This is a genomic window from Paenibacillus sepulcri (assembly GCF_042647105.1).
GTDB classification, from domain to species: domain Bacteria; phylum Bacillota; class Bacilli; order Paenibacillales; family Paenibacillaceae; genus Paenibacillus_Z; species Paenibacillus_Z sepulcri.
This window is the reverse complement of the sequence record NZ_JBHRUP010000001.1, coordinates 2,713,036-2,726,615: the sequence shown is the minus strand read 5'-3', so window position 1 is coordinate 2,726,615 and position 13,580 is coordinate 2,713,036. Positions and strand designations below refer to the sequence as shown.

Genomic DNA, 13,580 nt, shown 5'->3' with positions numbered 1-13,580 from the left:
AATGAAAAGTTCCCAAGAGATTATGGACGAGCTCGAGAAGAGTAAAGGGAAGTATCGTTCTATCGTGCAGGCAGGCATAGCTAAATGGGTGAAGGACTTCCAAGAAGGCAGCATCAAGATTAACTCTGTTGATGACTTGAAGAAGCTTATTGAGATGGACATTCAGATTCTAAAAGATGATCTCGTTCAACTTAAGCACAATGAATCAGTCCCTCGAAAAGGAACAAGAAAGGGTGGGGGAGGGTCAGAAACTTGAAACCAGTTTCCCTAGTGGACCGCATCGGACTCTAATGTGAAAATAAGTCCCCGACAGAAGTTTTGATGTGGAAGGAGGTGGATACCAATGAATGAGGTCATTGACTTCAATCATATGCGCGTTGGAAAAAAGGGCGGCGGGAAGCATTGGACGACCAAGGAAGTCGAAGAACGGGAAGCAGCTGCCAAGAAATTTGTACGTAAAAAGAAGAAAAAAATGAAAGTCCCCGAATGGTTGAACGATGAAGCACGTAAAGTGTGGCGCAAGACCATCAAAGACATGGAAGAGTTTGATGTGCTGGATAAAGTTGATGAGGATGTGTTGGGCACTTATTGCGATGCCGTTGCCAAATATCAGGAAGCAAACGATTTGATTGATCAGCACGGCTACACGGAAATCAATGCCCAGGGAAATCGCATCGTCAGCGCTCATGTGAAATTGGCCCAAGGGTATGCACGGATCATTCTCGCTTATTCAAACAAACTTGGGCTCAATGCGGAAGCTCGTGCCCGATTAGCGAAGAAGATGGCCGATTCAGAGGAAGATCCAAATGCTGATCTCTTCGATTGATTGGGAGGACGTACACCCTACTAACCAATACGCGGCAGAGATCGTATCTGGCCTTCGTCTCAGCTGTCAGATGGAATGGTTGGCATGCAAGCGTCATTTGGATGACTTAAAGCGGCAAGCGACTGCGGATTTCCCATACGTGTTCGATGAGAGTAGGGCGGACCGAATATTTGAATGGTTCGAACGCTGCTGTCGGCATGTCCGTGGCCCGTTCAGTGGTCAATTGATCCAGCTACTTGCCTTCCAAAAATTCGACCTGGGCAGCGTATTCGGTTGGGTCCATATGCATAGCGGTAAACGGCGGTTCCGTAAAGCGTTTCATTTAAGGGCACGCGGAAACGTTAAATCAACCGAGATGAGCGGCGTGGCACTATACGGGATGTGTGGGGATTGCGTCTATCCTCCTGAAGCGCCTCACCAGAAACGTTATGAAGACATGCCCGAGGTCGAGTGTGCTGCCGTGGATAAGGGCCAGGCCAAACGAGTATGGGGTGACGCCCAGGAGATGGGAAAGAAAAGCCCGGATATTCTCAAGCGCTTGCGAATTAAGAAGACATATATTGAACATTCCAAGCGCGGTGGTTGGCTGCGGCCCTTATCGAAAGAAACGAAGAACAAGGATTCCGGCGCACCGTGTATTGTCATCATTGACGAATACCACGCGCATCCTTCCAGCGAGATTCTTGATGTTCTTCAATCAGGGTTCGGTAAACGGCTTCAATCGCTAATGATGATCATATCAACGGCGGGTAAGGATGCGGAAAACAGCCCCTGTAAAAAGGAATACGATACTCTTTGCAAAATGATGGTCGGTGAACGACCGATGGATGACAGCTATTATGTGATGATCCGCGAGATTGAGAAGGATGATGATCCTCACGACGAGTCAATCTGGCCCAAAGCCAATCCGATTTTGCAATCGGATGACGAATACGCACAGACTTTACTTCACGAGATCCGGGCCGAGCATGATGAAGCGTATAATTCCGGCGACCCGGACAAGATCCGGGAATGGCTGATAAAACGGGTCAACCGCTGGCAGGCGGACAGCGAAAATAAGTATATGTCCGGAATCATGGACAAATGGAAGGCGCACGGTATCTCACGGGACGCTTTTTTGACGTTGGTACGCGGCCGCGATACATGGGCGGGTTTGGATTTATCGAAGACGACCGATTTAACTGCAGATGCGAATGTGTTCAAGTTGGATGATGGACGCTATGCCGTCACCGCGCATGGCTTTATGCCGGAAGAATCCGCGACCAAGCATGAACATTCCGACCGTGTGCCTTATAAAGCCTGGGCTTCTGATGGTTGGTGTACATTGACGGAGGGTGCGGTTACCGATTACCGGTATATTAAAGGACACATGCAGGAAACGGAGCAGAACGAGCAATGGAACGTTCTGGAGGTTTGCTATGACCCCTATAACGCAACCCATTTCACACAAGAACTGGAAACGGAAGGTTATCAATGCGTTGAGATCCGGCAAGGAGTTCAAACACTGTCAGAGCCGACAAAGTTTTTTCGGAACTTGGTGCTCAAAGGTTTAATCGTCCATGATGGTAGTCCCCTTCTTACGTGGTGCCTGTCCAATGCTATCGAAATCACAGACAACAATGGAAATATCAAGCTGTCAAAGAAGCATAAAGATGACAGTCAAAGGATCGACTTAATCTCAGCACTTATAAATGCCATCGTTCGGGCGATGTACATGACGGGCGACACGGTCGATACATCGGAGTTTGCGGAGGAAGAATTCCTTAAGGAGCTATGGGGTTAAGTGTAATGAAAGGATTTTGATAAATCAGGACATGGGTACCTAATTATGGTAATATCAATTATAGTCAAGATATGTAAATTGCAAATACGTTTACATATTGGACGAAACCTTATAAGCAGGTGATTCATGGAACCGATGTATTTACGAAAAGTTTCCGATATAGGTACAGAAAATCCTATAGTTGCAAGACTATGTGTTCAATCAATTGATCTTATGAAGCCTTTTAATTTAGATCAAAAACTTCAGGATGATATTTATAATGTTTTGGGAGTTAACGTTAAAGATAGACTTGTTGCTTGTTATAAGTCTTATATTTATATTTATAATGAAATTATTAGACTTGATAAAGAAATAAGCTTATCCAAAACTGATAAGGTAAATCCGAATATAGTAGAAATTCCTACAATAATTGACTTAAACGAAAAGTGTGAAAATTTTTTATATCAATCAAAATTAGCTTTAAGAGATTTATGCGTTTTGTTTAAGATTATTTATAATAAAACGTTCGACGAACCAAGATTTGATAAAATCTATGATTGGGCAAAAAATGAATTTGGAGAAAACAATTCATTGACAAAGATGATAAAGTCAGATCATGATACTTGGATTCGCAGAGTAATTTCAATGCGCAATGCTGTTGAGCATCGAGGTGGTCATTCTGGCGACTTACATATCACGAACATGGAATTAGCTCCAGATAATAAATTCACTTGGCCTAAATGGAGACTTAATGATGAAGTGAATGGCTCAGTATTAAAAGATATGGAGATATATATTTATAATATGCTTGCATTTTGTGAGGATTTACAGATTGTCATTTTAGAGAGAATTTCACCTGATTCACCTTTTACTTTTGTAGAAATACCAGAAGAAGAAAGGGATATTAACTGTCCTATTAGATTAAAGGTGAGTTTAAAACCAGAATATTTCAAGGGAATCTCCGAGTAACTTCATAATTACGATAAGGCAGACGGTAATAAATTAATTTAACACGTTTTTATATAAGAGCCAGTCTAACACTTCTTGTGTTACGACTGGTTTTGTTTGTTCTGTTTGATCAATATTATTAAATACATATGAGTTAAGGAGGGGATGAAGGTGTGAAACCGAATTTGTTTAGGCGTATGATCGATAATTTTTCCTTAAGTCGGCGCAGCTCAGACGGATTGCTTGGTGTGAATGATCGGCGCCTGTTGGAAATGCTCGGGATTGAGGTTCCACCTGGAGAAATGAACGTGCGCGGCTGGCACGCATTGAAAGTGGATGCGGTTTATGCGTGTGTAAAAATTTTGAGCGATTCCGTATCCAAGTTGCCCCTCAAAGTCTATCAGGAAGACGAAAATGGCGTGCAGAAGGCATCACGTCATTATTTGTACAACCTATTGAAACTGCGGCCCAATCCTTACATGTCTGCATCCGATTTTTTGAAAAGTATAGAGGCTCATCGGGCCTTTGGAAATGGCTATGCCAACATCGAATTTGATAAGCGGACCGGGAAGATTATTGGATTATGGCCGATGGATTCCAGCAAGGTTAAGGTATGGGTCGATGATGCGGGTTTATTACCAACATCGGCTGCAGCCTTCCCGTTTAATCGGCCGCAATTATGGTATGAAGTGGATATCGGAAATGGACAAAAGCGAAAACTGATGCCCGATGAAGTGCTGCATTTCAAGGGCAGTGTGACGCTGGACGGCTTGGTCGGCGTTCGGACCATGGATTATCTTCAAGGTACTGTCGAAAGCGCAGGAGCTGCAGGAAGATTTATCAATAATTTTTACAAGCAAGGTCTTCAGGTCAAAGGTTTGGTCCAATACACCGGCAGCCTGGACGAAAATGCCAAGCGCGTGTTCCGGGATCAGTTCGAGTCCATGTCATCGGGTTTGAGAAACAGCCATCGTATTTCCTTATTACCTATTGGTTATACCTTTACACCAATGGCACTATCCATGACTGACGCACAGTTTATGCAGAACACTGAGCTTACGATTAGGCAAATTGCAACGTCCTTCGGGGTCAAAATGCACCAGCTCAACGATCTATCGCGCTCAACCTATAGCAATGTAGAGCAGCAGCAGCTCCAGTTCTATACGGACACGCAGCAGCCCATCCTAACCAGTTACGAGCAGGAGCTTACCTGGAAGTTATTTACCTACGAAGAGCTCGAAAGTGGCCACTATGTCAAATTTAATGTGGATTCTCTCTTGCGGGCAGACCTGAAAACGCGCTATGAAGCGTATGGGAAGGGCATTGAGAAGGGCTTTATCACGCCAAATGAAGCCAGGGCAGCGGAAGATAAAGCGCCGAAGCCTGGTGGCGACCAGCTATATTTTAACGGCAATGTCATTCCGCTGATCATGGCAGGACAGCAATACGTGAAAGGAGGTGATGAAACTGAGCCAGAATCAGCAGAAGACATCGATGACGATGAAGAAGGAAAACAAGGCGATCCCGATTAAACTGGAGATCCGTGAGGAGTCGGAGGGTGAAGCGAGTAAGCGAACCATTACCGGCGCTATCAAATATGAATCTGATTCAGCGGATATGCAGGACTGGTATGGGGATATCTTCGTGGAACAAATTTCTGCGGGCGCATTCTCAGAGAGTTTGAACTCGCGCGGTGTAGTCGGTTTATGGAGTCATGACACAAGCCAAATCTTGGGTAATACAAAGTCCGGTACACTTCGGTTGTTTGACGGCGAACAGGAACTTCGCTTTGAACTGGATATTCCGGATACGACGGTAGGAAACGATGCATGGACGATCATCCAGCGCGGGGATGTAGACGGCGTAAGCTTCGGCATGAAGGTGACCAAAGATAGATGGTCGTCAGAGAACAGAGATGGGGGCAAGATTTACAAGCGATCCATCCTGAATGCGGAATTGTATGAGATATCACCAGTCGCTTTTCCTGCCTATCCGGAAAACGAGGTATCGGCCCGATCGTTAGACGATTTTAAGGCCGAGGAGCATCGTGCTGCTGATCAATATGATAAAGAGAAAATACTCATGGAACTGGAGCTTTAACCGGTTCCTTTTTGTTTGGCCAAAAAATGGATGAGGTGATGAACGGTGACAAAAGAATTGCGCGCACTGCTTGCGAAACTGGAGCAAATGCGGACCGAGGTACGGTCCATGCTTGCCGAAGATAAAACAACGGAAGCAAAAGTGAAAATGGAAGAGCTCCGAGCCCTGCAGGCTAAAATCGAGCTGCAGCGGGAGCTGGAAGACGAGGAACACAATGGCTCACAACGCGGGACAAGGCTCGATCCTGAAGACAGGGATAATCTTCAATCGCGGGAAGATGCGGAACTGGAAACGGAGTATAGAAGCATTTTCCTTCGCGGCCTTCGCCGCCGTAGTATTTCAAACGACATGCGCAGCGTTATTTCAGAGTATGAGCGCCGCGCAGTTCTGAATGAAGGCGAGACAAATCCGGCTATTCCTGACGGCGACTTGTCGATCCTGGTCCCAAAAGATGTGCAAACGCGTATTAACAACGTAGTTCGCAGCCTGGACGATCTTAGCCAATTCATCAATGTGGTTCCGGTTACGGCATTGTCCGGTTCCCGGGTGTTGGAAGCATATGGGACCATGACTCCCTTCGAGGATTTGAGTGAATATGCTCCGGTAGAGGAGATCGATGGCCCTAAATTCCGCCCGGTTGACTACAAACTTAAAGATCGCGGTGGCTTTTTGCCTCTTACGAGCAATTTGCTCCAGGATACGGACCAAAATTTGTTGGCTTATATCACGGATTGGATCGGTCGTAAAGCGGTTGTTACCCGGAACACCCTGATTACCACCTTATTAAACACACTCACGAAAACGGATCTTGTGGACTTTGATGCCATTAAACGTGTACTGAATGTCACGCTGGACCCGGCAATCAGCAAAACATCCACGATCCTCACCAATCAGGACGGTTTTAACTGGATGGACGAGCAGAAAGACACAAATGGACGGTACTTGCTCACGGACGATATCACGCAAGCTGGCGGGAAGCTGTTCAAAGGTCGCCGGATAGCCGTTGTAGCGAACCGTTACTTGCCGAGTGACACGGTCACTGAAAAAGCGCCGGTATTTATCGGAGACTTACAGCAAGCCATCGTGTTATTTTCCCGTCAGTTCTACGAGTTGGCAAGTACGACAGAAGGTGGGGATGCATGGAGACGCCGTACAACGGAGCTTCGTACCATCATGCGTGATGACATTCAAAAATGGGATACTGAAGCCGTTGTTTTCGGTGAACTGGATATCGCATAAGCCGGAAGGCAGAAAGGAGGCGGCGGGAAGCCTATGCTGACGACTTTGGCCCGGGCCAAATCATTATTAGGGTTGGCCGAGGAGGACATATCACAAGATGCGCTCCTCCTTATTTCGTTGAAGGCAGCGTCCAGAGCGATTGAGGATCGCTGCCGCCGATCATTTTGTTTATTGGAGCACATCGAGCATTGCACGGGCTTGCCGGGTCCTTTTTTATCTGTTCGGCAATACCCCATCCGATCCGTGTCCAGCATCATGAGCGACCATGGAGGTGCATTGGACCCCTTTGAAATAGTGGAGGAAACGCCGGGACTGTTGTATCGGGCATGTGGGTGGCCGCGAGGCGAGCGATCCATTGTTATTACTTACCGGGCCGGTTATGTTTTGCCCGAGCAAGGGACAGAGGAGGAGCCTTCTGACTTACCTGAAACGCTTGAATGGGCTTGTGTGCTTCTGGCGCAGCACCTGCAGCGCACGCCTGGCGTGCAATCGGAGCGGGTTGGCGATATTTCAGTGACTTATTCCAGCACCCCAAATATAACGGATATGCCAGCTGCGGTGGAGGCTCTTATAGCGCCTCATATTCGGATTTTATGAAAGATGGGATAGCCTATGGCACGAAGGACGCGAAACAGGCGGGCAAACGTGGATATTACCGACGATATGGACCTGAACGGGCTGCGGCAGCGCATGATCGAGCTTACACAGCAGGATATCCATGTCGGGATGCAGGGTGACCAGGAACTGGCTATGATTGCAGGGGTCCACGAATACGGCAGCGTCAAAATGAATATTCCAGCCCGTTCCTTTATTGGAACAGGCAAAAAGAAAGCACAGACAGCCATTGGAAAGCTGGTCCGCAAGGCCGTCAATGACATTGCCCGTGGCGAACGCGATCCTGGCACCTTGTTTAACGAGATCGGGGAACTGGCTTTAAGCAAGATGCTCGCCAATTTTGACCGCATCAGGCAGCCGGGCCTTTCACCAATCTATGCAAGACTTAAGATCGGAAATAAGCTGCTTATCGCTGATGATGACCTGCGGAGTTCCCTTGTCTTTAAAGTCGTTGAGCGGGGAGGGTAAAGCGGATGATGCGATTCCGATTCACCGGCATTGTCCGAAAATATGAGGTGCTTTACACCCTGATCCGGCATGGTGAAGGGGTTTATAACAGTGAAGGCGTATATCAACGGCCGGAGCCGGAGCTTATTGCGCTGCGCGGGGTCATCCAGCCTATGGGGGCCAGGTGGCTCCAGACAGATGGCGGGAAATACACGGAGGACGACAGGCTGTTATTTACGGTCCGCCGTCATGAGAATGGCGACAGCATTATGTATAACGGTCACCAGTACACGGTCCATGACGGGGATGACCGGAGCGACTACAGCGATACCTACGAATACCGATTAAAGCGGGTGAGTACCCATGATCCAATACCGGGCAATCCGTAAGGCCATGGTAGAAGCGCTGGCCGTCTATCTGGCCGCGCCGGTCGTTGAAATGAACAGCATCGGCAAAGAGCCGCCCTATCCCTATGTGACCTATGACTTTATCAATCCAGCCGGAGATCCCATTGGTTTTCCGGCTGTTACCATCGAGGAGAACATCATGCAGCATACTGAGAACGTCTCCTTCACCGTTTCTTTTCAATCGTACGCAGATGATAAGGCAGACAGCATCGAACAGGCGATGAAACTGAGAGATTGGTTTATGGTGGAAGGTCGTTGGCTCCTGAAGGATAACGTCAATGTCGTCGTGACCCATATCGGCGGCATCGAAAACCGGGATATCCAGCTGGGGGATGAATGGGAGCGCCGGAACGGGCTGGATATTGAATTTCGAACGCTCAACATTGTGAAGGAAGCCTTGCGTACGATTGATACTGCAACCATAAAAGGAGCTGAGAGGATTGGCTAAAGCGTCAGATGTGACGGTTATTATTGATATTGAACGCCCCACACCCAAGCTGGGGTTTGGGAAGCCGTTGATCTTAGGGGTAAGCACGACAGGCAAGCCGTATAAAACATACCTGGACCTGACAGCGGTCAAGGCCGATTATGCGGAAAACACGGAGGAATATAAAGCCGCCTATGCTTTGCTCAACCAGGGTGATGACTCCCCGGCTGAAATTGCTATTATGAGTCAAAAAACGGGAACGGAACCGGAAACGATCGTGGAAGTCCTGGAGCGGGCATTCCGGGAAGACTGGTATTTTCTCATCTCAACTAGCACGCTGCTGGAGGACATTACCGACATCGCGGACGCGGTCGAGCTGGATAATACAAAGGAGTTTTTCACCCGGAGCTCCGATAAGGACGATATTGCCCTGTTGAGGGAATCGAAATATACGCGGACAACCGTCATTTATCATATCGATACGACCAACTATCCCGAAGCGGCTTGGATCGGGCGTGCGGGGTCGGCTCCGGTTGGTAGCGTGACCTGGAAATTCAAGACGCTGACGGGCATTGCGCCGCTGGATTTATCACCGACTGAGATCAATGAGATCCATACTCAAGGCGCAAACACCTACATCACCAAGGCCGGAGACAATCAAACGAGTGAAGGCAAAACGTTATCCGGAGAGTATATCGACATCATTCACAGCAAGGATTATGTCGGTTTCAATATCCAGTTTGCCGTGCAAAAGCTGCTGAACGCGCAGCCTAAAGTACGCTATGACGATACCGGTATCGCTCAGATCGAAAGCGTGGTGCGAACCGTGCTGCAGCGTGCCTTTAATCAGGGGATTATTGCAGCGGACGCGGATGGGTTGGCCTTGTACGGCACGACCTTTAAGTATCGTGCCGAGGTTGATCCGGCTGACCGTGCAGCCCGTCAGTATAATGATGGCACGTTCTGGTTTGAACTGGCCGGAGCGATTCACGAAACAACCATTCGCGGCCAGATCAGGCTGTAACGGAGGAGATTAACCGATGGCAGAAGCAAAAACATTTGATCCCATGAACGTCAGCGTCATTGTGGCGGGGACCTATTTGACCGGATTTGGGGAGTCCATGGTGGAGGCCGAGCAGTCCGAGAACAATTATGAGGTTAAGGTAGGTGCACAAGGCGATAAATTGCGGACCAAGACCAACAACAACACAGGGACCATTACGGTGACGCTCCAAGCGACCAGCCCGCAAGTGGCCTATCTGGACCGGCTTGCCAACAGCGGACAGATCGTGCCCATCACGGTTATTAATGCCGGTCCGCCAAAAGAAACGATCACATCGGTGGAAGCCTATGTCAACAAGCCAGCTGCCCGCACATACGGGACGGATATCGATGACCGTGAATATGAATTTCAATGCATGGACATTTCATTCAACTAATTTCAATTCATTTTAGGAGGAAATCTCAATGCCAACCTTTAAACAAAAAGAAGTTACAACCAAAAACGGCAAGACTTACACCCTGCAGCACCCCGGCGTCCGTACCGTAACGAAAATCAACGACCGTGTCAAAAATAAATTCGGCGTGAACTCCGAAGAAAAAATCTGCGACGAGATGTTTTCCCATGTGGTTGTGAATCCCAAGGTGACGATGGATAGTTTTGATTCCTATGTTGAGATGGCGGAGCTTGCGAATAAAGCCTATTATTTCATTTCGGGCGCAAAAGATCCGGATGAGGAGCCGGAGGAAAAACAAGATGGCGACGATCAGCAGGCAGGAAGCTGACCGGAGGGCCAGGGAGCGGTGGGCCATATGGCGGTTGCTGCTCAGTGACATGAATATTTCCTGGTCCGATCTCGATCACATGGACGATGACGACATAGCAGAAGCGAATGCGGCTTTGGATATTCATATCAAACAACAAAATAAACAGAACAAGAAATAGGGCGCCCTCGAGGTTGCCCTATTTTGTTGAGGACGGTGAGTGAATGGCAGGCGGCGTCATCAGCAACCTCATGTATGCGATTGGGTTTAAATTTAATTCCAGCGGAGTCGATGAAGCGGATTCCAAAGTCAAAATATTGACCAAAAGTGTCGTCGGCATGGGGATTGCGGGAGGAGCTGCCCTGGTTGGTCTTGGGGCTGCAGCAATTAGCGCTTCATCCGACTTTGAAAACGCGATGTCGGACGTGCAAATGGCAACGGGGCAAACGTCTGAACAGATGCTGGAGACGAAGGAGATTGCCAGGAACTTATATAATCAGAGCTTTGGTGAGAACTGGGAGGACTTGGGCGGATCGATTGCCGCCGTCGCCAAAACAACGCAGCTCACAGGCGACGCCTTGGAAAATGCAACGCGTGAGGCCATGCTTTATGCGGGCTTGGTTGACGGTGATGTCGCGGAATCCATAGCCGGGGTTAAGGTAGCCATGGATAATTTCGGCGTGTCTTCGACAGAGGCTTTCAACTTGCTAACGCAGGGGGAACAACAAGGCACCAATGCCCAGGGCGATCTTTTGGATAGTATCAACGAGTATTCGCAGGCGTTCGCATCGATGGGTTTCGATATGGAAGACACGCTTGCCTATTTAGATAACGGTATGCAGGCAGGAGCGCGGAGCACGGACCTTTTGGGCGATGCAATGAACGAATTTAGCATTTTATCCATTGAGGCTGGGGGGACGGCTGCAACTTCATTTCAAATGTTAGGCCTAGACTCAGACAAAATGATGCAGACCTTCGCGAAGGGCGGGCCAGACGCAAAACAAGCATTCAAGGACATTGTATCCATGGTATCGGACGTTCAAGATCCCGTAGCACAAAATACGATTGGCGTCGGTTTGTTCGGTACAATGTTCGAGGAATTGGGCGTGAAGGCGTTCAGCGCCCTGGATGACGTGAATACAGGCTTTGATAAAGGCAAGGATTCAGTCAGCAACCTGAATAATGGCTTCACGACGGTTGGAGAAGGTATGGAATATTTCAGGCGGCATATCGAAACGGGCATCTTACAACCGATTGGAGATAAGTTGCTGCCCTATCTCAGCCTGTTCGCGACATGGATGACGACCCATCAGCCTCAGATTGAGAAAGTGGGTGATGTGATTGGCTCGATTCTCGGTGGCGCGATTGATGGCGTGACGAATTCATTTCTATGGTTACATGACCAGATTGACCCGTTGGAAGATACGTTTAATTCCATTACAGATGCGATTAAAGATCATAAAACAGAAATCGAAGCCGCAAGCGTTGTGCTGGCGGTTGTATTCGGTCCGGCTTTAGTAAAGGCGGGAGCCGAAGCCGTGACTGCGGGAGCGAAAATCAGCGGATCGTTTGTTGCCAGCATCATTAAAACGGGCGTCGAAGCAGGTAAAACAGCTTTGGTCATGACGGGTAAATTGGTAGCCTCAGTCGTGTCCTTTGCAGCTGAAGGTTGGCGGACGGCTACAGCAATTGGGGCATCGACAGCTGCATGGATCGCCCAAAAGGCGGTTATGGTAACTTCGACTGTCTTGACTTGGGCGGCTACTGCAGCACAGTGGGCGCTTAATGCCGCTTTCTGGGCCAATCCCCTCACATGGATCGTCGTAGTAGTGGTTGCCCTCATTGCTGGCATTGTCCTGTTAATCATGAACTGGGACTGGGTATCTGAAAAAGCCATGGAGATTTGGGATATTATCAAGACGGCTTGGAGCGGGATGACGGATGCCATTTCTGGAGCCCTTCAAAAGGCATGGGATAAGGTGCAAGAGATATGGGGTAAAGTAACAGGGTTTTTCAAGGGCATGAACCTGTTCCAGATCGGAGCTGACATCATTAATGGATTGGTCAATGGGATCAGCTCCAAAATAACGGCCGTCACGGACAAAGTAAAAGAAATCGGCAATATGATCACTGGCAAGGTTAAGAGTGTTTTGGGTATCCATTCGCCATCGCGAGTGATGATGGAAATGGGGATGTACACGGGCGAAGGTTTAGCTCTTGGTATCGATGACACTCAGGACCGGGTTGGGAATGCTTCGAGTGGACTCGCAACCGAAATCATTCAGGGCCAACAAACAAAAGCTTTACCGGATGAGGATTATACACCGGAGTCTGCTCCAGCGGGGCCAGCGCGTAACAGTACCCATGAAATCACCGTGAAGCTGGACATGTCGGGAGTTGCTGCAGGAGTTAGCAGCGTAAGCGGAGCGGATGAGAAACGGATTCGACAAATGATGCACGAAGAGTTTTTAAAGGCACTGCGGATTATGGGCTTGGAGGCGGCACCCAATGGCTAAACTCGACGGTTATTATATTTTAGTTGAGAGCGAAGATCCGGCTTATGACAATGAAGTCACAAAGCAGCCTGTCGAGAAGGGCGTCAACCTCACGGATCATGTCCAGCGGGCACCTCGGAGCATGCCTTTGAGTGGGGTTGTCGCCGGGCCAGACGCAGCCAAGACGAAAGACTATCTTACCAGGTCCTCGGATAGCGGTCGCATTGTCAAATATGTTGGCCGCAACTCCTTCACTGGATTAATAACGGGGCTTACCACCAGTCACGACAATACGGTGGCTGATGGTTTTAATTTTTCGTTTACCCTGATCGAGGTCCAGATTGCAACGTCAACACCGGTTTCGCAACTCCCGGCTCCCATGAAGTCGCAGGCTGCCCCTGTCATTAGTTCGGGCACCAAGCAGCCAAAGACCAAAGATGACAAGAAGAAAAAGACATCATCAACATCCGGGAAGGCAGCCCCTAAAAAGAAGGAAAAACCGGAAGTGAAAAAGGTCCAGTTTAAGAAAGGCAGCAAATGGGAGTGATGG

16 protein-coding genes and 1 pseudogene are annotated in these 13,580 nt (G+C 48.5%); all 17 read left to right on the top strand.

Going from position 1 to position 13,580, the window contains the following annotated elements; all coding sequences use genetic code 11:
• Position 1: 1 nt before the first annotated feature.
• A pseudogene (locus tag ACFOLF_RS12290) lies at positions 2-181 on the top strand (hypothetical protein); the annotation flags it as partial.
• Positions 182-343: 162 nt separating this feature from the next.
• On the top strand, positions 344-826 hold the full coding sequence (locus tag ACFOLF_RS12285) for a phage terminase small subunit P27 family (RefSeq protein ID WP_210045142.1): 483 nt from the start codon (positions 344-346) through the stop codon (positions 824-826).
• A complete protein-coding gene (locus ACFOLF_RS12280) occupies positions 807-2,609 on the top strand; it encodes a terminase large subunit (RefSeq protein ID WP_210045141.1) in 1,803 nt (600 codons plus the stop codon). The genes ACFOLF_RS12285 and ACFOLF_RS12280 overlap by 20 nt, the downstream gene beginning before the upstream one ends.
• Before the next feature lie 126 nt (positions 2,610-2,735).
• A complete protein-coding gene (locus ACFOLF_RS12275; RefSeq protein ID WP_210045140.1) occupies positions 2,736-3,557 on the top strand; it encodes a hypothetical protein in 822 nt (273 codons plus the stop codon).
• Between the two features lie 176 nt (positions 3,558-3,733).
• Entirely contained in the window at positions 3,734-5,068 is a 1,335-nt protein-coding gene (locus tag ACFOLF_RS12270; protein WP_210045279.1) for a phage portal protein, read from the top strand.
• Positions 5,031-5,636 (top strand): HK97 family phage prohead protease, encoded by a 606-nt coding sequence (locus ACFOLF_RS12265; protein ID WP_379113629.1) that lies wholly within the window; start codon positions 5,031-5,033, stop codon positions 5,634-5,636. The genes ACFOLF_RS12270 and ACFOLF_RS12265 overlap by 38 nt, the downstream gene beginning before the upstream one ends.
• A gap of 45 nt (positions 5,637-5,681) precedes the next feature.
• Positions 5,682-6,875 carry a phage major capsid protein gene (locus ACFOLF_RS12260; protein ID WP_210045138.1) on the top strand — a complete coding sequence of 398 codons (1,194 nt, stop codon included), beginning with the start codon at positions 5,682-5,684 and terminating at the stop codon, positions 6,873-6,875.
• 33 nt (positions 6,876-6,908) lie between these two features.
• Complete coding sequence (locus ACFOLF_RS12255; RefSeq protein WP_210045137.1) at positions 6,909-7,472, top strand: phage head-tail connector protein; 564 nt, start codon at positions 6,909-6,911, stop codon at positions 7,470-7,472.
• A 15-nt stretch (positions 7,473-7,487) separates the two neighbouring features.
• On the top strand, positions 7,488-7,958 hold the full coding sequence (locus ACFOLF_RS12250; protein ID WP_210045136.1) for a hypothetical protein: 471 nt from the start codon (positions 7,488-7,490) through the stop codon (positions 7,956-7,958).
• 5 nt (positions 7,959-7,963) lie between these two features.
• Positions 7,964-8,326 carry a hypothetical protein gene (locus tag ACFOLF_RS12245; RefSeq protein ID WP_210045135.1) on the top strand — a complete coding sequence of 121 codons (363 nt, stop codon included), beginning with the start codon at positions 7,964-7,966 and terminating at the stop codon, positions 8,324-8,326.
• Entirely contained in the window at positions 8,301-8,792 is a 492-nt protein-coding gene (locus ACFOLF_RS12240; protein ID WP_210045134.1) for a phage neck terminator protein, read from the top strand. Before ACFOLF_RS12245 ends, ACFOLF_RS12240 begins: the two co-directional genes overlap by 26 nt.
• Entirely contained in the window at positions 8,785-9,795 is a 1,011-nt protein-coding gene (locus tag ACFOLF_RS12235; RefSeq protein ID WP_210045133.1) for a DUF3383 family protein, read from the top strand. The genes ACFOLF_RS12240 and ACFOLF_RS12235 overlap by 8 nt, the downstream gene beginning before the upstream one ends.
• A 16-nt stretch (positions 9,796-9,811) precedes the next feature.
• Positions 9,812-10,210: a phage structural protein gene (locus ACFOLF_RS12230; RefSeq protein ID WP_210045132.1), complete on the top strand. Its 399-nt coding sequence runs from the start codon at positions 9,812-9,814 to the stop codon at positions 10,208-10,210.
• 28 nt (positions 10,211-10,238) lie between these two features.
• Positions 10,239-10,556 (top strand): hypothetical protein, encoded by a 318-nt coding sequence (locus ACFOLF_RS12225; protein ID WP_210045131.1) that lies wholly within the window; start codon positions 10,239-10,241, stop codon positions 10,554-10,556.
• Positions 10,528-10,716, top strand: a complete 189-nt coding sequence (locus ACFOLF_RS12220; protein WP_210045130.1) for a hypothetical protein — start codon at positions 10,528-10,530, stop codon at positions 10,714-10,716. The genes ACFOLF_RS12225 and ACFOLF_RS12220 overlap by 29 nt, the downstream gene beginning before the upstream one ends.
• A gap of 43 nt (positions 10,717-10,759) precedes the next feature.
• A complete protein-coding gene (locus ACFOLF_RS12215) occupies positions 10,760-13,051 on the top strand; it encodes a phage tail tape measure protein (protein ID WP_210045129.1) in 2,292 nt (763 codons plus the stop codon).
• Positions 13,044-13,577: a phage baseplate protein gene (locus ACFOLF_RS12210; protein ID WP_210045128.1), complete on the top strand. Its 534-nt coding sequence runs from the start codon at positions 13,044-13,046 to the stop codon at positions 13,575-13,577. Before ACFOLF_RS12215 ends, ACFOLF_RS12210 begins: the two co-directional genes overlap by 8 nt.
• The last annotated feature ends 3 nt before the right edge of the window (positions 13,578-13,580 follow it).

Excerpts from the sequence above, each read along its gene's own strand:
- ACFOLF_RS12285 (WP_210045142.1), top strand. The coding sequence starts at position 344 with ATGAATGAGGTCATTGACTTCAATCATATGCGCGTTGGAAAAAAGGGC.
- ACFOLF_RS12280 (WP_210045141.1), top strand. The coding sequence starts at position 807 with ATGCTGATCTCTTCGATTGATTGGGAGGACGTACACCCTACTAACCAA.
- ACFOLF_RS12275 (WP_210045140.1), top strand. The coding sequence starts at position 2,736 with ATGGAACCGATGTATTTACGAAAAGTTTCCGATATAGGTACAGAAAAT.
- ACFOLF_RS12270 (WP_210045279.1), top strand. The coding sequence starts at position 3,734 with ATGATCGATAATTTTTCCTTAAGTCGGCGCAGCTCAGACGGATTGCTT.
- ACFOLF_RS12265 (WP_379113629.1), top strand. The coding sequence starts at position 5,031 with ATGACGATGAAGAAGGAAAACAAGGCGATCCCGATTAAACTGGAGATC.
- ACFOLF_RS12255 (WP_210045137.1), top strand. The coding sequence starts at position 6,909 with ATGCTGACGACTTTGGCCCGGGCCAAATCATTATTAGGGTTGGCCGAG.
- ACFOLF_RS12250 (WP_210045136.1), top strand. The coding sequence starts at position 7,488 with ATGGCACGAAGGACGCGAAACAGGCGGGCAAACGTGGATATTACCGAC.
- ACFOLF_RS12245 (WP_210045135.1), top strand. The coding sequence starts at position 7,964 with ATGATGCGATTCCGATTCACCGGCATTGTCCGAAAATATGAGGTGCTT.
- ACFOLF_RS12240 (WP_210045134.1), top strand. The coding sequence starts at position 8,301 with ATGATCCAATACCGGGCAATCCGTAAGGCCATGGTAGAAGCGCTGGCC.
- ACFOLF_RS12230 (WP_210045132.1), top strand. The coding sequence starts at position 9,812 with ATGGCAGAAGCAAAAACATTTGATCCCATGAACGTCAGCGTCATTGTG.
- ACFOLF_RS12225 (WP_210045131.1), top strand. The coding sequence starts at position 10,239 with ATGCCAACCTTTAAACAAAAAGAAGTTACAACCAAAAACGGCAAGACT.
- ACFOLF_RS12220 (WP_210045130.1), top strand. The coding sequence starts at position 10,528 with ATGGCGACGATCAGCAGGCAGGAAGCTGACCGGAGGGCCAGGGAGCGG.
- ACFOLF_RS12215 (WP_210045129.1), top strand. The coding sequence starts at position 10,760 with ATGGCAGGCGGCGTCATCAGCAACCTCATGTATGCGATTGGGTTTAAA.
- ACFOLF_RS12210 (WP_210045128.1), top strand. The coding sequence starts at position 13,044 with ATGGCTAAACTCGACGGTTATTATATTTTAGTTGAGAGCGAAGATCCG.